Source organism: Microcella alkalica (genome assembly GCF_014595885.1).
Taxonomy (GTDB): Bacteria; Actinomycetota; Actinomycetes; order Actinomycetales; family Microbacteriaceae; genus Microcella; species Microcella alkaliphila_B.
The window spans coordinates 450,055-468,408 of record NZ_JABUKC010000001.1 but is presented as its reverse complement, the minus strand read 5'-3'; the positions used below and the strand labels follow the sequence as shown (position 1 = coordinate 468,408).

Here is an 18,354-nt window from a genome sequence, read left to right as displayed (position 1 = left end):
ACAAGGCGCCAGATCGGCGACGCACGATGTGGTGCGCAGGCTCGTCCGGCACGAGCCGGCTCAGACGGCCAGGGCCCGTCACGCGAGCGCCGAGCCCCGGCGCTGAAACGTAGACTGGAGGGCTCATGACTGCGCAGCCCGAGACCCCGCCGGCCGACTCGTCGGCGGCGTGGGCGACGGCTCGCCCGGGCACGACCTCGGCGAGCGCCGCTCCCCTGCGCATCACCTACCCGGAGGACCTGCCGGTCAGCCAGCGGCGCGACGACATCGCCACGGCCATCCGCGAGAACCAGGTCGTCATCGTCGCGGGCGAGACCGGGTCGGGCAAGACGACGCAGCTGCCGAAGATCCTGCTCGAGCTGGGCCGAGAGCGCATCGCCCACACGCAGCCGCGCCGCATCGCCGCCCGCACGATCGCCGAGCGCGTCGCCGACGAGCTCGGCACCGAGCTGGGCGGGCTCGTCGGCTACAAGGTGCGCTTCACCGACCAGGTCGGCGCGGCGACCCGCGTCACCCTCATGACCGACGGCATCCTGCTCGCCGCCCTCCGCGGCGATCGCGAGCTCGACGCCTACGACGCGATCATCATCGACGAGGCCCACGAGCGCAGCCTCACCATCGACTTCCTGCTCGGCTACCTCAAGCAGCTCCTCCCCCGCCGCCCCGACCTCAAAGTCATCATCACGAGCGCGACGATCGACCCCGAGAGCTTCGCCGCGCACTTCGCCGCAGCCGACGGCACCCCGGCGCCGATCATCGAGGTCAGCGGGCGCACCTACCCGGTCGAGATCCGCTACCGGCCGCTGGTTCCCGACGACGCTGACACCGACAACCTCACCGATCCCGACAGCGACGACGACGGCCCCAGCACCCCCGGCGAGGCCATCGACATGATCGACGGCGTCATCGCCGCGGTCGACGAGCTCGCCCGCGAGGGCGACGGCGACGTGCTCGTGTTCTTCAGCGGCGAGAACGAGATCCGCGACGCGGCGGATGCCCTGCGCGGCCACCTCCAGCGGCAGGGCGCCCGCGGCTCCGCGACAGAGGTGCTGCCGCTCTACGGTCGGCTCAGTGCGGCCGAGCAGCACCGGGTATTCGAGCGGGCCCCCGCGGGCATCCGTCGCCGCATCGTGCTGGCGACCAACGTCGCCGAGACGAGCCTCACCGTGCCGGGCATCCGCTACGTCGTCGACACCGGCACGGCGCGCATTTCGCGCTACTCGGCGCGAGCGAAGGTGCAGCGCCTGCCGATCGAGCCGATCTCGCAGGCGAGCGCCAATCAGCGGTCGGGGCGCTCCGGCCGCACGAGCGACGGCATCGCCATTCGCCTCTACTCGGAGCTCGACTACACGAAACGACCCGAGTACACCGACCCCGAGATCCTGCGCACCAACCTCGCCGCGGTCATCCTGCAGATGATCTCGCTCGGGCTCGGCGACATCGAGCGCTTCCCGTTCCTGCAGCCGCCCGACAAGCGCGGCGTCAAAGACGGCCTCGACCTGCTGCTCGAGCTCGGCGCGGTCGTGCTCGCCGGCGGCGAGCACCGCATCACCAGGATCGGCCGCGACCTCGCCCAGCTGCCGCTCGACCCCCGCTACGGCCGCATGGTGCTCGAGGCGAAGCGGCACGGCGTCGTGCGCGAGGTCATGGCGATCGTCGCCGGGCTCAGCATCCAGGATCCGCGGGAGCGGCCGGCCGAGAAGCGCGAGCAGGCCGATGCGTTGCACAACCGCTTCCGCGACCCCGGCAGCGACTTCCTCAGCCTGCTCAACCTGTGGAACCACCTCCAGCAGCGCCAGGCTGAGCTCAGCGGCAACCAGTTCCGCAAGGAGGTGCGGGCCGAGTTCCTCAACTACCTGCGCATTCGCGAGTGGCAGGACGTCTACCGGCAGCTCGTGCGCGAGGGCCAGCGGCTGAAGCTGCTCACCAAGGAGGAGGCGCGCCGCCCGGCCGAGAGCGGCGCCGACGGCGACGCCATCCACCGCTCGCTGCTCGCGGGCCTTCTCAGCCATCTGGGCCTGCGCGACGTTGAGAAGCGCGACTATCTCGGTGCACGGCAGCGACGGTTCATGCTGTTCCCGGGCTCGGGCCTAGCGAAGAAACAGCCGGCCGCCGTCATGGCCGCCGAGCTCGTCGAGACCAGCCGCCTCTTCGCCCGCACGGTCGCCGCGATTGACCCCGCGTGGGCCGAGCCGATCGCGGGCGACCTCGCCAAGCGCCAGTACAGCGCGCCGCGGTGGGAGAAGCGGCAGGGCGCCGCGGTCGTCGACGAGAAGGTGACGCTGTACGGGGTGCCGATCATCCCGCGCCGCCGTGCTCAGCTCGCCCGCATCGACCCCGCGCAGGCGCGCGAGCTGTTCATCCGGCACGCGCTCGTGCAGGGCGAGTGGGACACGAGCCGCATCGACAAGCGCCTCACCGCCTTCGTGCGCGACAACCAGCGCACCCGCCGCGAGCTCGAGCAGCTGGAAGAGCGTACGCGCCGCCGCGACATCCTGCTCGACGATGAGCGCATCGTCGACTTCTTCGATGCTGTGATCCCCGCCGAGGTCACCGACGTGCGCCGCTTCGAGCGGTGGTGGCGGGATGCCCGGCGCGAGCATCCCAATCTGCTCACCTTCACGCGCGACGACCTCGTCGAGGCCGACGAGGTCGCGGTCGACGACGACGCCTACCCGACGAGGCTCACGCTCGGCGAGCAGACCCTGAGCGTCGGCTACCGCTTCGAGCCCGGAGCCCCCGACGACGGGGTGACCGTCACCGTGCCCCTGCCGCTGCTGCCGCGCCTCGACACCGCGGGCTTCGACTGGCTCGTGCCGGGGCTGCGCCTCGAGCTTGTGACGGCGCTGCTCAAGACGCTGCCGAAGGCGATCCGGCGCAACGTCGTGCCGGCCGGCGACTGGGCGGCGAAGCTGCTCGCCGCGGTGCCCGAGGGCGCCGACCTGCGCGAGCTGTCGATCACCGAGTTCCTCGCCCGCGAGATCCGACGGCAGACGTTCACGCCCGTCGAGCCGAGCGACTTCGATCTCGACCGCCTGCCGCCGCACCTGCGCATGGGCTACGCGGTCGTCGACGAGCGCGGCTCGCGCCTCGCCCGCGGCACCGACCTCGGCGAGCTGCAGGCGAAGCTGCGCGAGCGCACGCGCGACTCCGTCGCCCGCGTCGCGACGGCCGCCACGCGCAGCCCGCTCGAGCGCGGCGGCATCACCGCGTGGGACGACACGATCGGGCAGGGCGGCACCCTGCCGCAGTCGCTCGACTCGCGTCGCGGCGAGACGACGATCCGCGCCTACCCGGCGCTCGTCGACGAGGGGTCGAGCGTCGCCCTGAAGCTCTTCGCGACCGCCGACGACCAGCGTCGCGCGCACCGCGGGGGCGTGCGCCGGCTCGTGCAGCTCGGGGTGCCGTCACCGCTGTCGTACGTGCAGGAGCACCTGACGCACACCGAGAAGCTCACCCTCGCCGCCTCGCCGTACCGGTCGACGGCGGCGCTCATCGACGACGCGCTGCGCGCCGTCGTCGAGAGCGAGCTGGATGCCGGGGCCGGCATCCCCTGGGATCGCACCTCGTTCGAGGCCCTCCGCGATCGCGTCAACGCCGGCCTGCCCGACCGGCTGTTCCGGATCGTGGCGACCTGCGCATCCGTGCTCGCCGCCGCCCGCGAGGCCGACGTCGCGATCGGTCGTGCGTCGTCGCTGTCGCTCATGGCGCCGCTCGCCGACGCGCGCGAGCATCTCAACCAGCTCGTCTTCGACGGCTTCCTCTCGCGCACCGGGCTCGAGCGGCTGCCGCGCCTCGTCGTCTACGTGCGCGGCATCACGCACCGCGTCGAGCGGCTCGCCGACGACGTCGGCCGCGACCGCCAGCGCATAACCGAGCTGCAGGAGGCGGTGACCCTCTTCACGCGCGCCGGCGGCTCGCTGCCCCTGCCGCCCGAGGCCCGCCCCGACCTCGTCACCGCCCGCTGGATGCTCGAGGAGCTGCGCATCTCGCTCTTCGCCCAGCCGCTCGGCGCGCACGGGCCGATCTCGGTACAGCGCATCCGCAAAGCACTCGCGGGCTGAGCGAGACCCGGAAGGGTCCGCTCAGCCCGCGAGGTGCTGTGAAGCGGAGGACTACGCCGAGGTCTTCGCGTTGACCTCGTAGGAGGTGTTCGTCGACTCGAAGAAGTTGACGAGCTGCAGGGTGTCGTTGGCCGTCGCCATCCACTTCGCCGGGTTGGTCACGTTGTACTCGGGCTCGAAGCCGAGCTCCTCCAGGCGACGGTCGGCCAGGTACTTGACGTACTGGTTGATGTAGTTGGCGTTGAGGCCGAGGATGCCGTTGGGCAGGAGGTCGCGGTTGTACTGCTCCTCCATCTCGACGGCGTCGAGGATCATCTGCTTGATCTCGGCGGCGAACTCCGGCGTCTGCAGGTCCGGGTTCTCCTCCAGCACCGTGAGGATCAGGTTGATGCCGAACTTCAGGTGTAGCGACTCGTCGCGCACGATCCAGTCGACGAGCGAGCCGAAGTTGCGCAGCAGGTTCCGCTGGCGGAACGACAGCGCGACCATGAAGCCCGAGTAGAACCAGATGCCCTCGAGGATGACGTTGTACGCCACGAGGTTGCGGATGAAGTCCTGCTTGCCCTCGGTCGTGGTGATGTCGAGGGTGTCTTCCGTCATGCGGCGGATGAACTTCACCTCGAACTCCTCCTTGCGCGCCATCGACGGCACGTCGACGTGGCTGTCGTACGCGGCCGCGCGGTCGATCGGGAAGGTCTCGAGCACGTACTCGAAGCTCATGCAGTGGTTGGCCTCCTCCCACATCTGCTTCGCGAGGTAGAGGTGCGCCTCGGGGGCCTTGACGTAGGGGTAGACGCCGAACGCGAGCGCCTTGTTGACGAGCAGCTCGTTCGGGTTGAAGTAGCTCATGAGGAACGTGATCGCGTGGCGCTCCTCGTCGGTCATCTTCTTGAAGTCGGCGATGTCCTCACCGAGCTGCACCTCGTTGGGGAACCAGGTGTTCGCCACGGCCTGGTCGTAGAGATCCATCGCCCACTTGTAGGTGACGGGCTTGAGGAGCAGGCCCTCCTGGATGCCGGTGCCGAGAATTCCCATTGCTGTCGTGTCTTTCTGTTCTGAGGCGGGAAAGGTTCGGGGTGGAGTGTCGAGCGCGGATCGCAGCCGGGGCTACTGGCAGCTCTCGCAGTGCAGGTCGTCCATCGGGTCGGTCGGCACGACGTAGCCGCCGACCGTCTCGGTCGTCGTCTCGAAGGGGTCCATCGCTTACTCACCCGCCTTCGCGACGCCGCCGAAGCCGAAGCCCTTCCGCGCGGGAGCGGCGGCCGCGGCGGGCTCGGCCGCGGGGGCCGAGGCGCCGCCGGCAGCGCCGAAGCCCTTCTTGGGCGCACCCGAACCGGCGGCGATCGTCTCGGCCTTGTTGACCTTGACCGTCGACTGCTCGGCCGTGTGGCGCGGCTTCATGTGCAGGTAGTAGGTCGTCTTGACGCCCTTCTTCCAGGCCGACGAGTAGATGTCGACCATCTCGTCGACGTCGCGCGTCTCGAGGTACATGTTGCGGCTGATGGCCTGGTCGATCCACTTCTGGGCGCGGGCCGCGACCTCGAGGAAGGCGTAGGGCGAGAGCTGGAAGCTCGTCTTGTAGGTGGCCTTGATCTCGTCCGGGATCGCCGCGATGCCCTGGATGTCGCCCTGGCTGCGCAGGATGTCCTCGCGCACGCGCTCCCACAGGCCGCGCTCCTGCAGGATCGCGACGAGGTTGCGGTTCACCTCGAGGAACTTGCCCGAGCTCGTCGACCGGCTGAAGATCTGCGAGAACTGCGGGTCGAGACCCGGGGTCGTGCCCGCGACGAGGCCGATCGAGGCGGTCGGCGCGATCGCCATGAGGGTGGCGTTGCGCATGCCGCCCTTGACCTTCTCGCGCAGGGCATCCCAGTCGAGGCGGCTCGTGCGGTTGACCTGCACCTCGACGCCGCGGTCGGCCTCGGTGAGGTCGATGGTGTCGAGCGGCACGAGGCCCTGCGACCAGCGGCTGCCGGCGAAGTTCGCGTACGAGCCGCGCTCCTTCGCGAGCTCGGTCGACTCGTCGATCGCCGCGTACGAGACGTGCTCCATGATCTCGTCGATGAGCGCGAAGGCCTCCTCCGAGTCGTACGAGAAGCCGAGCTTCTCGACGATGTCGGTGAAGCCCATGACGCCGAGGCCGATGGCGCGGTTCTGCTGGTTGGCGAAGTCAGCCTCGTCGACGCTCGAGACGGTGATGTCGATGAGGTTGTCGAGCTGGCGAACCGCCAGGCGGGCGCTCTGCTCGATCTTCGCGAAGTCGACGACGCCGTTCTCGATGTGGCGCGAGAGGTTGATCGAGGCCAGGTTGCAGACGGAGATGTTGTCGCGGTCCTGCGGCAGGCAGATCTCGGTGCAGAGGTTCGAGAGGTGGATCGTGCCGGTGTTGTTGTTGATGGCGCGGTTGTTGATCGTGTCCTTCCACGTCAGCCACGGGTGGCTGGTGGACTGCAGCGAGATGAGGATCTGCTTGAACTGCTCGCGCGCGCCGATCTTCTTGAACATGCGGATCTCGCCGCGCTCGGCCATCTGAATGTACTCGGCGTAGCGCTTCGAGAATTCCTTGCCGTAGAGCTCGTTGAGGTCGCTCACCTCGAGCGGGTCGAAGAGGTACCAGTCGTCGTCGTTCTGCACGCGCTTCATGAACTCGTCGCTGATCCACACGGCGGTGTTGGCGGTGCGGGTGCGGCGGTACGGGTCGCCCGAGTTCTGGCGCAGGTCCAGGAACTCCGGGAAGTCCATGTGCCAGTTCTCCATGTAGAAGCACAGGGCGCCGAACTTCTTGCCGCCGCGGCTGACCGCGCGCAGCACCGAGTCGATCGTGTGCATGAACGGGATCGGCCCGGTCGAGGTCGTGTTGTTCGAGCGGATGGGCGAGCCCTGGGCGCGCAGCTTCGTGACCGAGAGGCCGATGCCGCCGGTGCCCTTCGTGAGCCACATGACGTCGCGCACGCTCTTGGCGATGTGCTCGATGTCGTCCTGCATCTCCATGACGAAGCAGTTCGACAGCTGCGGGTAGCTCGTGCCGGCGTTGACGAGCGTCGAGCCGGCGGCGAGGTACTCCAGGCGCGACATCTTCTCGTAGAAGGCGATCGCGTGCGTGGTGGGGTCGGCCTCGTTGAGCGACAGGCCCATGGCCACGCGCATCCAGAAGTACTGCGGAACCTCCAGCGGCTCGCCGTTGCGGGCCTTGATGCCGTAGCGGTTGTTGAGCGTGACGACGCCGATGTACTTCAGCAGCTCGTCGTTGGCGGGCTCGAGGGCGGCGGCGAGGCGGTCGAGGTCGAACAGCTGCGGGAACCGCGAGTCGAGCAGCACCTCGTTGACGCCGCGGTGGATGTACGCCGCGAAGTGCTCGCGGTGCAGGCGTTTGAGCTCGTCGGCCGAGGAGTAGTCGCCGAGCACGCGCTTGTAGATGGTCTTGAGCAGCAGACGAGCGGCGACGGTGTCGAACGCCGGGTCATCCTTGATGTTCTGCAGCGCGACCTGGATGACGGCCTCGTCGAGCTGCTGGGTGGTGATGCCGTCGAAGAGCGTGAGCTCGAGCTCGCTCGCGATCTGGGTGACCCACGTGATGTTCGGGTCGAGGCCCTCGGCCGCGTGCTCGATCGCCAGGTTGATCTTGTTGGCGTCGTAGGGCTCGCGGGTTCCGTCGCGCTTGACGACCGTGATGCTGCTCACGTGCTCTCTCCTCTTCGCGCCCTCATCGGCGCGGCTCGCGGTGGTCGATGGCTGTGCTGCCTGGCCGCTGTACCAGGCCCCCCAGGAGGGCCGCGACCCTCATTCGGGGGTCGTCTCCGGTGGCTCCGGTGCGGCGGCTTGGCCACTATATATCGGGGCACTGACATTCAGTACCCACCACATCTAGTGGGCGTGTCATCCACAGCTGTGTATAAGTTCGCGGTCTTCTCCACAGTCTGCAGGCCACCTCCGACACCCCGATGACGGATGCCCGCGGCCCGGAATTCCGGCCCTCGCGGCCCCTTCGCGCGGCGTCGGAGGCCTCCCCTAGAGTGGGCTCTCGTGAGCGGCTACGGCGACCTGTTGAGAACCCGGGGGGTCGCCCGCATCATCGCCGCGCAGCTCACCGCGCGGTTCCCCAGCGGCATGCTCTCGCTCGCCTACCTGCTGCACATCGAGGGCGTCTTCGACTCCTACGGCGCCGCCGGTCTCGTGCTCGCCGCGACGAGTGTCGGGCAGGCCGTCGCCGGCCCGCTCACGAGCCGCTGGATGGGCGTGTGGGGCATGCGCCCGGTCATCGCCCTGACGATGGCGGTGTGCGCCGCGAGCATGGCGACGATCGCTTTCGTGACGCTGCCGCTGTGGGCGTACATGCTCGTGGGGCTCGTCGGCGGTCTCGCCTACCCGCCAATCCAGCCGGCGGTGCGCACCATCTACCCGAAGATGGTCACCTCGAAGCAGCTGACGCCTCTGTTCGCGGTCGACGCCTCCGCGCAGGAGATCATCTGGATCGCCGGCCCCGTCATCACGACCTTCGTCGCCACGCAGGTCTCGACCATCGCGGCGATCGTGCTCGCGGGCGCCTTCCTCGTCGGCGGCGGCCTGTGGTTCCTTGCCTCGCCCGAGCTCGGTCGGGTGCGCATCCCCCGCTCGAAGCGCGCCTTCGGCGTCGTGCTCAAGCGCCCGCCCGTGCTGCTGTCGACCGTCGTCGGGTTCCTGCTCGTCGCCTCGTGCGCCGCGATCGAGGCGAGCGTCGTGGCGAACTTCGGCGAGGAGGGCGCCGAGGCCGGCGTCGTGCTCGCCATCTGGGCCGTCGGCTCGCTCATCGGCGGGCTCGCCTTCGGCCACGTGCCGATCGGGCCCTGGGCGCTCGCTCGGCGCATGGCCGTCGTGTTCGTCGGCGGTGCGGCGGCGATGTTCTTCCTCGACTTCTGGGGCCTCGCGATCACGCTGCTCATCGCTGGCGCGGGCATCGCCCCCGCCCTGGCCGTGATGTTCGCGATCGTCTCGGCGAGCGTGAAGTTCAGCGACACCGCGGAGGCGTACGGCTGGGTCGGCACGGGCCAGCTCATCGGCGCCGCGCTCGGTTCGGCCGTCGCCGGGTTCCTCATCGACGGCTTCGGCGCGACCGGCGGCTTCGCAGCGGGCGCCGGCTTCGCCCTCGCCGGCACGCTCATCGCCGTCGCCTTCAAGCGCGCGCACCCCGACCTGCGCGGCCGCGACGCGAGCCCGCTGCCCGACACCGAGCCGGTGCGTCTGCCCGTGAGCTGAGGGGTGCGGTGCCGCGCGCGAGCGTGCGCCGCGATCGCGGGCCGATCACGCGGATGCCCGGGGCGGCGTCGGCGACGCGCCCCGGGCATCCGTCGTGGTCAGCCGCGCAGCGGACGCAGCGCCTCCGCGGTCTGCACGAGCATGCGCGTCATCGCCGCGACCGTGCCGGCGAGCTTCTCGTCGCCCTGGAAGACGCCGTCGACCATCTTCGAGCCAATCATGCCGATCTCCGGGTTCGCAGCGACCTTCACCATGCCGACGCTGCCGAGCACCGGGGCGAGCGCAGCGGCGCCGCGCGTGCCCGACGAGCCGCCGCCGTAGCTGACGATGCCGACGGGCTTGTGCGCCCACTCGGTAAAGAGGAAGTCGATGGCGTTCTTCAGCGACGGCGCATACGAGTGGTTGTACTCCGGCGACACGAGCACGACGGCGTCGGCGGCGGAGACGCGCTCGCTCCACGCGACCGTGTGCGGCTTCGTGTACTGCTTCTTGGCGGGGTGATGCGGCTCGTCGAGCAGCGGCAGGTTGAGCTCGGCGAGGTCGACGAAGTCGAGGGATGCGGCGGGCGCCTCCGCGGTCGCGTCCTGCTCCAGGGTCTCGTGCATGCGATCGCGCACCCACTCGGCGACCGAGAGGCCGACCCGGCCGGGGCGCGTGCTGCCGACGATGATCATGATTCGCGTCATGAGTCGATGCAACCGCATGGATGCTGGGGACATTCCGGGCGTGGAGGGAACTGCCACCGGGCCCACCGGCGATGTCGAGATACTGGAGCGATGAGCTCTGGCGCGATCGGCCCCCGCATTCCGCTGCACGACGGCACGAGCATCCCCCAGCTGGGACTCGGCGTGTACAAGGTGCCCGCCGCGCAGACCGTCGACCTCGTCGACGGCGCCCTGCGGCTCGGCTACCGGCACGTCGACACGGCCGCGCTGTACCGCAACGAGCGCGAGGTCGGCGAGGGCCTGCGGCGCAGCGGGCTGCCGCGCGACGAGGTGCTCGTCACGAGCAAGGTGTGGAACGACGCGCACGGCCTCGACGAGACGCGCCGCGCCTTCGACGACACGATGCGCGAGCTCGGGCTCGACGTGCTCGACCTGTACCTCATCCACTGGCCGGCGCCGCGGCAGAACCGCTTCGTCGACGCGTGGCGCGCCATGATCGCGCTGCGCGACGAGGGGCGCGTGCGCTCGATCGGCGTCAGCAACTTCGAGCCGCACCACGTGCAGCGGCTCATCGACGAGACCGGGGTCGTGCCCGTCGTCAACCAGGTCGAGCTGCACCCGCACCTGCCGCAGCGCGCGGTGCGGGCCTTCGACGCCGAGCACGGCATCGTCACCGAGAGCTGGAGCCCCCTCGCCCGCGGCCGGATGCTCGAGCCGGGCTCGCGCGACGCCTCAGTGCTCGCGGCCATCGCGCAGAAGCACGGCCGCACGCCCGCGCAGATCGTGCTGCGGTGGCACGTGCAGCAGGGGCTCGTCGTGATTCCGAAGTCGACGTCGCTCGCGCGGGTGGAGGAGAACGCGGCGCTGTTCGACTTCGCGCTCGACGCCGACGACCTCGCGGCGATCGACGAGCTCGAGACGGGCGAGCGCACCGGGAAGCACCCCGACGACCTCGACTGAGGCGGGGCGCCGCGTCGCACACACCACCGTTCGCGGCACACACCACGGAACAGGGCGTGCGGTGTGCCGCGAACCGCAGTGGGTGCGGGCTTGGCTCGGCGCGCGCGGCGAGCGGCGCGCGCGGGCTAGGCCGCGCGGCGCTTCCAGTAGCCCTTCGCGACGGCGCGCTCGGGGGCGATGCCCCACGCGGCGAGCAGCGCCCGCGCCGGTGCGACGACCGACTGCTCGGCGCACGCGAAGACGAAGACGTCGGGCCCGAGGTCGGGGCGGGCGGGGTCGGCGCCGGCGGGCGGCTGCTCCGCTGCGAGGGATGCGAGCTCGGCGACGAGCGACGACGACGGATGCGCGGGGTCGGGTGCTTGCACGCGCAGCTCGATGCCCGGGCCCAGGTCGAGGTCGAGCGACGCGGGGTCGAACGCGGTCTCGAGCACCACGAGTCCGCGGGGGCTCGCGGCGAGCATCCGCAGATAGCGACGGATCGCGGGGATCGCCGAGGCGTCGCCGACGATGACGAACGCGGCCGGGGTGCCGGTGAGCACGACCGAGCCCTTCGGGTCGGCCAGCACGACGGGCGACCCGAGCGGGGCGCTCGCGGCCCACGGACCGATGCGCCCCGCGTCGCCGGCGTCGTCGGCCGGGTGCACGAGGATGTCGAGATCGACCCAGCCCGCCTCCGCGTCGAACGCGACGATCGTCTCGGTACGCGACTCCCCGGTCGGATGCCCGGCCTCGTCGACCGCGACGCTCGCCCACGCGGGGGCCTCAGGCACGAAGACCCGCAGGTGGTCGCCCGCGCCCGGCGAGGTGAAGCCGTCGAGGGGGCCGTCGGCCTGCAGGCGCACGCGCACGAAGCCGGGCACGAGCTCGGTGCGGGCGGCGAGGCGCAGGCTGCGGAACCGGGGCGGGAAGGGGTGACGGGTCAGGTCGAAGGGCACCCTCCCATGCTGGCACCGCTCGCGACGCGGCGACGCCACGGTGCCACGGCACCGCCACGCCACCGCCGCGCTCAGTCGACGGCCGGCACCCCCGGCGGCTCCCCCGGTGGCAGCGTGCTCACCGCGCCGGTCTCGGCGGGCGGCTCGTCGCCGTTGTCGATCGTCTCCGGGTCGGGCAGCGTCGTCAGGAATCTGTAGAACACGAGGGCGAGCACCGTGAGGCCGGCACCGCCGACGAGCCACGGCACGCTGAGGCCGAACAGGGCCAGGCCGCCGCCGAGCAGCGACCCGAGCGGCATCGAGCCCCACAGCAGCGTGCGCCACGTGCCGTGCACGCGGCCGAGCAGTCGGCCCGGGATGATCGCCTGACGGAACGACATCATCAGAATGTTCCAGATCGTGACGGCGCCCGAGCCGAGCGCGAACATCACGACCGCCCAGATCGGCTGCGCCCAGACCCCGATGAGCACCGTCGTCACGCCGCACACGAGGTTCGCCGCCGCCATCACCCGGCCGAGGCCGAACCTCGCCTGCAGGCGCGCGGCGACGACCGAGCCGAGCAGCCCGCCGATGGCGCCGGAGAGCAGGAAGGCACCGAAGGCGGCCTCCGGCACGGCGAGCTCGTCGAGCACGAACAGCACGAGCGTCGCCGAGGCCGCCGAGAACAGGATGGCCGTGCCGATGGAGAAGAACCACAGCGTGCGGAGCATCCGGTTGCCGATGATGAAGCGCCAGCCGTCGGCCAGCTGGCGACGGAAGGGCTCGCGCGGCTCGCCCTCGGGTGCGTGGAACTGCCGCCCCGACGCGGCCGCCGGCAGGAACGCCGCGAGCAGCGCCGCGAGCCCGAACGCGCCGACGAGCCCGCCGACCGGGATGAGCACGGCGACGGCGAAGAGCACCGAGGTGAGCGGCGCGGCGGCGAAGTTCTGCACCACGAGCTCCGCGCCCTCGATGCGGGCGTTGGCGCGCGGCAGCCGCGACTTCGGCACGATGCTCGGCACGACGGCCCTGATCGCGCCGTCGTAGAGGGTCTCGCACGCGCCGTAGACGAAGATCACGAGGTAGAGCCACCAGATCGTGAGCGCGTCGGTCGCGACGAGCACGACCAGCCCCACGGCGAGGGCGGTGCGCACGCCGGCCGCGAGGGCGAGCGCCTGCCGCCGATCCATGCGATCGACGAGGATGCCCGCCGGCAGCGCGAAGAACAGCCACGGCAGCATCGCGACGGCCGCAATGCCGGCGATGAGCACGGCGTCGTCGGTGAGCCGCGCCGCCAGCAGCGGCGAGACCGTGCGGGCGATGCCGTCGCCGAGGCTCGAGGCGAGGTTCGCGGTGAAGACGGTGCCGAAGGTGCGGCCGAGGCCGCGGCGCGCGCCAGCCCCGCCCGTGCCGGCCGCGCCCGGCGCGGCGGCGCCGCTCACCAGCGCTCGTGGATGGCGGCGCGGAAGAACTCGTCGTAGATCGCCACGACGCCCTCGTGGAAGCTCGCCGGCAGGTCGGCGACCTCACCGGCTGCGGCGTTCGCGCGCGCCTGCTCGGGGCTGCGCGCGCCCGGGATGACGGTCGAGACGCCGGGCAGCTGCGCGAGCCACGCGAGCGCCGCCGTCGACGGCGCGAGCCCGTGCGCCTCGGCGAGGGCGGCGAAGCGCTGCGCGGCCTCGACGCCGGCCTCGTAGTCGACGCCCGAGAAGGTCTCGCCCACGTCGAAGGCCTCGCCGTGCCGGTTGTAGGTGCGGTGGTCGTTCTCGGCGAAGGTCGTCTCGCGCGTGTACCGACCGCTCAGCAGGCCCGAGGCGAGCGGCACGCGCGCGATGATGCCGACGCCGGCAGCCTGCGCGGCGGGCAGCACCTCGTCGAGCGGCTTGAGCCGGAACGCGTTGACGATGATCTGCACGCTCGCCACGTTCGGCCGCGCGATCGCGGCGAGGGCCTCGTCGACGCGCTCGACGCTCACGCCGTAGTGCCGCATCCGCCCCCGCTCGACGAGCGCGTCGAGGTCGTCGAAGACGCGGTCGATGCCGTACACGGCGGTCGGCGGGCAGTGCAGCTGCACGAGGTCGAGGGTGTCGACGCCGAGGTTCTGCAGGCTGCGGGTGGTCCACGCCTCGAAGTTCTCGGCGCTGTAGTTCTCGGGCTTCTGCGGCAGGCGTCGGCCCATCTTCGTGGCGACGAACACGTCGAGCTCGGGGCGGTCGCGCAGGTAGCGACCGATGAGCTGCTCGCTGCGACCGTCGCCGTACACATCGGCGGTGTCGAAGATCGTGACGCCGCTCTCGGTGGCGGCGTCGAGCACGGCCCGGGCATCCGTCTCGCTTACGTCACCCCAGTCGGCACCGAGCTGCCAGGTTCCGAGACCGAGGGAGGAGACGGTCGCACCGGTGCGACCCAGGATCGACGTACGCATGCCATCAGCCTAGGCAGGGCGACGGATGCTCGACGACCGCTGCTCGCATGCGCTGGCCGCCCGGCCGACGCCGTGGGGCCTGCCGCAGAAACAGCGAGGGGGCCGATCGCTCGGCCCCCTCGACCCTCGCGTCCACCCCTGAGCGCGCTGGTCTGTGGTGGCGACAGTAGCCCGCCCTCCCGCACGGCCGCGGGCTTCGAGGTCGACGCTCAGAGCCCTGTCGGCGGATGCCCAGGTCACGATCGCATTGCACCGTGCGCTCGAGCCTGGTGAGGCTCGTTCGCCCGGGTCTACCGTGAGCCCCATGAGGCGCCGAAGCCCCGCCCCGCACCGCCCCGCGCGACCGACGCGGGCGGCCCTCGCGCTCGTCGTCGGCCTTCTCGTGGCCGCGCCGCTGCTCGCCGGGTGCGGCGCTGCGCGAAACGAGTCGACCGACTCCGGCTGGTTCACGGGCGGCGGCGAGGCGCCGAGCGTCGTCGACCCAGGCGCGCCCGACGGCGAGGGCGGCGGAAGCGGAGGCGACGGCGACCTCGGCGAGCAGGGCGGCGACCGCGAGCGCATCGTCACCGGCAGCCTCTACGTGACCGTCGACGAGCCGCTCGCCGCGGCCGACGAGGCGACCCGCATCGTCGAGCGCGCGGGCGGGCGCGTCGACGGGCGTCGCGAATACGCCGCGTCGGGCCGCGCCAGCGGCGACGGAGACAGCGGGGCTCCGGCGATCTACGACGAGAACGGGCAGTACCTCGGCAGCTTCCCCGGCGGTGGCGCCGTACTCGAGCTGCGCATCCCCAGCGAACGCCTCTCGGGCGTCATCGACGACCTCGAGGCACTCGGCGAGCCGGAGGAGCTCGTGCTCTCGACCGACGACGTCACCGTCGCCGTGCGCGACCTCGAGGCGCGCATCTCGGCGCTGCGCGCCTCGGTCGAGCGACTGCTCGCGCTTCAGTCGCAGGCCGCCGACCTCGACGACCTGCTCGCCCTCGAATCGGCGATCAGCGACCGCCAGGCCGAGCTGGAGAGCCTCGAGGCGCAGCAGCGCTATTACGCCGACCAGGTCTCGCTCTCGACGATCACCCTCACGCTCGGATCGCAGGAGGTCGCGCCCGTCGACGAGCCCAACTCCTTCCTGACCGGCCTCGCCACGGGGTGGGATGCCCTGCTCGCCTTCCTCGGCGGCGCACTCGTCGCCCTCGGCGTGCTGCTGCCGTGGCTGCTGCCGCTCGGGCTGCTCGCCCTCGTCGTGCTGCTCGTGCTGCGGGCGCGGCGCCGGCGGCGCGCGGCGCGTGACGCGGCGACCGAGGTCGCGGGCGGGGCCGCGCCCACGACGCCCGTCCCGACGCCTGAGGTCAGCCGCTGAAGCTGACGGTGGAGCCGTAGCCCGTCGGGCCGTCGTCCTCCCACGGCGACGCCTCGACGCCGTCCGTGCCGCCGACGAGCCGCCGGGTGAGCACCTCGCGATCGTCGAGCAGCTCGTCGGTCGCCTGGCGAAGGTGCTCGTCGCTGGGGGCCTCGCCCGCCGTCGCCGCTCGCAGCAGTGCTCGCCGCACGAGCTCCTTCGCAAACGAGCCGGTGACGCCCTCACAGCGGTCGGCCGCCTCCGCCACCGCGGCGTCACTGAAGGGTGCACCGCCGGCGTAGATCGCGAACAGCCGGCGACGAGCATCCGCGTCAGGCAGCGGGATCTCGACGGCGAGATCGACGCGGCCAGGTCGCTCGACGAGCGCGCGTTCCAGCAGCTCGACCCGGTTCGTGGTCATCACGAAGGCGACGTCCGCGTCGCCGTCGAGCCCGTCGAGCGCGTCGAGCACGGAGAACAGCAGTGGCTGCGGTGATCCGTGCAGGTCTCGCTCGTGCGCGATGAGGTCGACGTCCTCCAGCACGACGAGGCTCGGGCTCATCGCCCGAGCGAGCTGGGCGGCCTCCGTGATGAATCGGATGGACGCCCCCGTCAGCAGCACCGTGGTGACGCCCTCCGCGCGAGAGACGAGGTGGTTGACGGTGAGGGTCTTGCCGGTGCCGGGCGGGCCGTACAGCAGCGCGCCCCGCTTGAGGTGGGCTCCGGCCGCGCGGAGCCTCGGCGCGTGCTCGCGGATGCCGACGATGTGCTCGCGCACGCGCGCGAGTGCGCCCTCGGGCAGCACGACGCTCTCAGCGGGCACCTCCGGCCGGGGCAAGAAGCCGATCGCGCCGGTGCCGTAGTCGAACGCGCTCTGCGAGAAGGTCAGCACCTTGCCGCGGAGCACGCTGTGCTCGTTCATGGCGGTGCGCAGTGCGGCGAGCAGCGACGCCGCGCGACCGCGGTCGCGAGCGAGCAGCTCGACGCTCGCGAGCACGCGGCCGTGTTGCGGATCAGCCGCGCGCTGCAGGGCGACGACGGGCTCGCCGTCGACGGTCATGAGGCGCAGCCCGAAGCCGACGACGCTGCGCTGCTCGCCGGGCCCGACGTCGACGCTGACGTAGTCGACGGGAGCCTCCCCGAACGGCATGCCCCCGCCGGCAATCATCTCCACGAGCGAAGCGAAGCGCTTCTGCTGCCCGCCCGAGACGCCGACGATGCGATCGTCGGGGCCCGCGATCGCGTCGAACGCCGCGTCGAGGTCGGCCAGTCGGTGAGCCGGGATGCTATCTTCGACGACGGCGAGCGTGCGAGCATCCACCCCCAGATGCTGGGACACGAGTTCGCCGAGCGCCGTCAGCGCGGACGGGCCGGCGTCGGCGCGATGCACGACGTCGGTGAGGAAGCGGCGGAAGAGGGCGGCGAACTCTGCGTCACGCGCCGCGACGTCGTCGTCATCGATCATCCCTCGACTCTAAGCCTGGGAGGGTCGCTCGTGCAGGATGCGGCGCTCAGTCGGTCGGCGGCTCCGCGATGACGCGCGCCACCGCCTGCGCGAGCCGCGGCCGGATGATGTGCGCGACCCCCTGCACGCGGTGCGCGCGCACGTGCCGAAGCTGCTCGACGATCGCGATGCCGCCCGGGGCGAGGAAGGGGTCGAGCGCGCCGTAGACGAGGTCGATCGGCACGCGCACGCGGGCGAGGTCGGCGAGCGTCGTCTGCGACTCGATCGCGTTCTGCAGCGAGAGCATGAACGGCACCCAGTTGGTCTCGGTGAGGTCGAGCACGCCGCGGATGGGCGCGATCGCGGCGAGCGCCGCCGCGGTGCGGCGCGTGAAGGTCGGGTTCTGCCGCAGGAACTCGTAAACGGTGAAGTAGGCGCCCATGCTCGCGCGGTCGACGGGGTCGCCGATGGTGGCCGGCGGCAGGTAGATCGGCGAGCCGACGAGCACGAGGCGCTCGAGCCCACGGGGTCTCGTCGCGGCGTAGCGCGCCGCGATGAGGGCGCCGAGCGAGTGACCGACGAGCGTGACGGGGCCGCGCAGGCGCAGGTGCGTGAGCGTGGCGGCGAGCGCCTCGGCGTGCTCCTCGAGGGTGTAGGTCGCACCCTCCGGCGCGACCGAGGCGCCGAAGCCGAGGATGTCGAGGGTGATACACCGGTGGTCAGCCTCGAGCAGCGGCACGAGGTGGTGGAAAGTCACCGACGACGAGGCGATGCCGTGGATCATCACGACGGTCGGGCCGGTGCCGGTGTCGCGCGTGACGGTCAGGAGCGGAGCATCCCGTCGCCGCCATCGCACCATGTGCCGATTATGGCCGCCTACTCGTAGACCTTCACCACGAACCACCGGCTCGCATCACCCCCGTCGCGCAGGTCGAGCACGCACGTGCGGCCGTCGTCACTCGTGGCCTGCAGGCGCCAGCCGGTGCACTGGCGCGGCGCCAGGTCGAGGGCCAGGGCATCCGGGTCGAGACGACGCCACCAGGCGACGGGCTCGGTGATGACGGTCGGGCGGTCGGTGACGCGCCAGCGCGCGCCCTGCCAGACCAGGCGGATGGGGCGACCCTCCGCATCGGCCCAGACGACCGCGGGCGCCGCCGAGGCGTCAGCCGGGGGCGTCGGCGTCGGGGTCGCGACGGATGCGGAGAGGGAGTGGGCGAGCGCCGGCACGGCAGCCTCCTCAACGGCTCGTGCGCTCCGGCCCGCGCGACTCGACAGGATTCGAACGTGTGTTCGAACGTTGACGATACGCCGCCC

14 protein-coding genes are annotated in these 18,354 nt (G+C 71.4%); 4 read left to right on the top strand and 10 right to left on the bottom strand.

Annotated elements, in window-relative coordinates:
• Positions 1-125: 125 nt before the first annotated feature.
• Positions 126-4,064, top strand: a complete 3,939-nt coding sequence (gene hrpA, locus ID804_RS02305) for an ATP-dependent RNA helicase HrpA (RefSeq protein ID WP_169077333.1) — start codon at positions 126-128, stop codon at positions 4,062-4,064.
• 51 nt (positions 4,065-4,115) lie between these two features.
• On the opposite strand, the gene ID804_RS02300 is transcribed toward hrpA, so the two are convergent.
• The 3 genes from ID804_RS02300 to ID804_RS02290 all read right to left on the bottom strand — a co-directional run bounded on the left by ID804_RS02300 (position 4,116) and on the right by ID804_RS02290 (position 7,745).
• Positions 4,116-5,099: a ribonucleotide-diphosphate reductase subunit beta gene (locus tag ID804_RS02300; RefSeq protein ID WP_169077332.1), complete on the bottom strand. Its 984-nt coding sequence runs from the start codon at positions 5,097-5,099 to the stop codon at positions 4,116-4,118.
• A 72-nt stretch (positions 5,100-5,171) separates the two neighbouring features.
• Complete coding sequence (locus ID804_RS02295) at positions 5,172-5,264, bottom strand: ribonucleotide-diphosphate reductase subunit beta (protein WP_169077331.1); 93 nt, start codon at positions 5,262-5,264, stop codon at positions 5,172-5,174.
• Between the two features lie 3 nt (positions 5,265-5,267).
• Positions 5,268-7,745 (bottom strand): ribonucleoside-diphosphate reductase subunit alpha, encoded by a 2,478-nt coding sequence (locus ID804_RS02290; RefSeq protein WP_169077330.1) that lies wholly within the window; start codon positions 7,743-7,745, stop codon positions 5,268-5,270.
• 342 nt (positions 7,746-8,087) lie between these two features.
• On the opposite strand from ID804_RS02290, the gene ID804_RS02285 reads away from it, so the two are divergent.
• Positions 8,088-9,296 carry an MFS transporter gene (locus ID804_RS02285; protein ID WP_169077329.1) on the top strand — a complete coding sequence of 403 codons (1,209 nt, stop codon included), beginning with the start codon at positions 8,088-8,090 and terminating at the stop codon, positions 9,294-9,296.
• 98 nt (positions 9,297-9,394) lie between these two features.
• Here ID804_RS02285 and ID804_RS02280 read toward each other — a convergent pair whose 3' ends face one another.
• Complete coding sequence (locus ID804_RS02280) at positions 9,395-9,982, bottom strand: NADPH-dependent FMN reductase (RefSeq protein ID WP_169077328.1); 588 nt, start codon at positions 9,980-9,982, stop codon at positions 9,395-9,397.
• A gap of 90 nt (positions 9,983-10,072) precedes the next feature.
• On the opposite strand from ID804_RS02280, the gene ID804_RS02275 reads away from it, so the two are divergent.
• Positions 10,073-10,921, top strand: coding sequence for an aldo/keto reductase (locus ID804_RS02275; protein WP_169077327.1), 849 nt, complete (start codon positions 10,073-10,075; stop codon positions 10,919-10,921).
• 125 nt (positions 10,922-11,046) lie between these two features.
• On the opposite strand, the gene ID804_RS02270 is transcribed toward ID804_RS02275, so the two are convergent.
• The 3 genes from ID804_RS02270 to ID804_RS02260 all read right to left on the bottom strand — a co-directional run bounded on the left by ID804_RS02270 (position 11,047) and on the right by ID804_RS02260 (position 14,260).
• Positions 11,047-11,856 carry a siderophore-interacting protein gene (locus ID804_RS02270; RefSeq protein WP_169077326.1) on the bottom strand — a complete coding sequence of 270 codons (810 nt, stop codon included), beginning with the start codon at positions 11,854-11,856 and terminating at the stop codon, positions 11,047-11,049.
• A gap of 71 nt (positions 11,857-11,927) precedes the next feature.
• A complete protein-coding gene (locus tag ID804_RS02265) occupies positions 11,928-13,277 on the bottom strand; it encodes an MFS transporter (protein WP_169077325.1) in 1,350 nt (449 codons plus the stop codon).
• Positions 13,274-14,260: an aldo/keto reductase gene (locus tag ID804_RS02260; RefSeq protein ID WP_169077324.1), complete on the bottom strand. Its 987-nt coding sequence runs from the start codon at positions 14,258-14,260 to the stop codon at positions 13,274-13,276. The genes ID804_RS02265 and ID804_RS02260 overlap by 4 nt, the downstream gene beginning before the upstream one ends.
• A 304-nt stretch (positions 14,261-14,564) precedes the next feature.
• On the opposite strand from ID804_RS02260, the gene ID804_RS02255 reads away from it, so the two are divergent.
• A complete protein-coding gene (locus tag ID804_RS02255; RefSeq protein ID WP_169077323.1) occupies positions 14,565-15,617 on the top strand; it encodes a DUF4349 domain-containing protein in 1,053 nt (350 codons plus the stop codon).
• On the opposite strand, the gene ID804_RS02250 is transcribed toward ID804_RS02255, so the two are convergent.
• The 3 genes from ID804_RS02250 to ID804_RS02240 are packed head-to-tail and all read right to left on the bottom strand — an operon-like array spanning position 15,607 to position 18,267.
• A complete protein-coding gene (locus tag ID804_RS02250; protein ID WP_169077322.1) occupies positions 15,607-17,061 on the bottom strand; it encodes an AAA family ATPase in 1,455 nt (484 codons plus the stop codon). The two genes, ID804_RS02255 and ID804_RS02250, sit on opposite strands and share 11 nt — an antisense overlap.
• 46 nt (positions 17,062-17,107) lie before the next feature.
• Positions 17,108-17,899 (bottom strand): alpha/beta fold hydrolase, encoded by a 792-nt coding sequence (locus ID804_RS02245; protein ID WP_169077321.1) that lies wholly within the window; start codon positions 17,897-17,899, stop codon positions 17,108-17,110.
• A gap of 17 nt (positions 17,900-17,916) precedes the next feature.
• Entirely contained in the window at positions 17,917-18,267 is a 351-nt protein-coding gene (locus tag ID804_RS02240) for a hypothetical protein (RefSeq protein ID WP_169077320.1), read from the bottom strand.
• Positions 18,268-18,354: the final 87 nt, after the last annotated feature.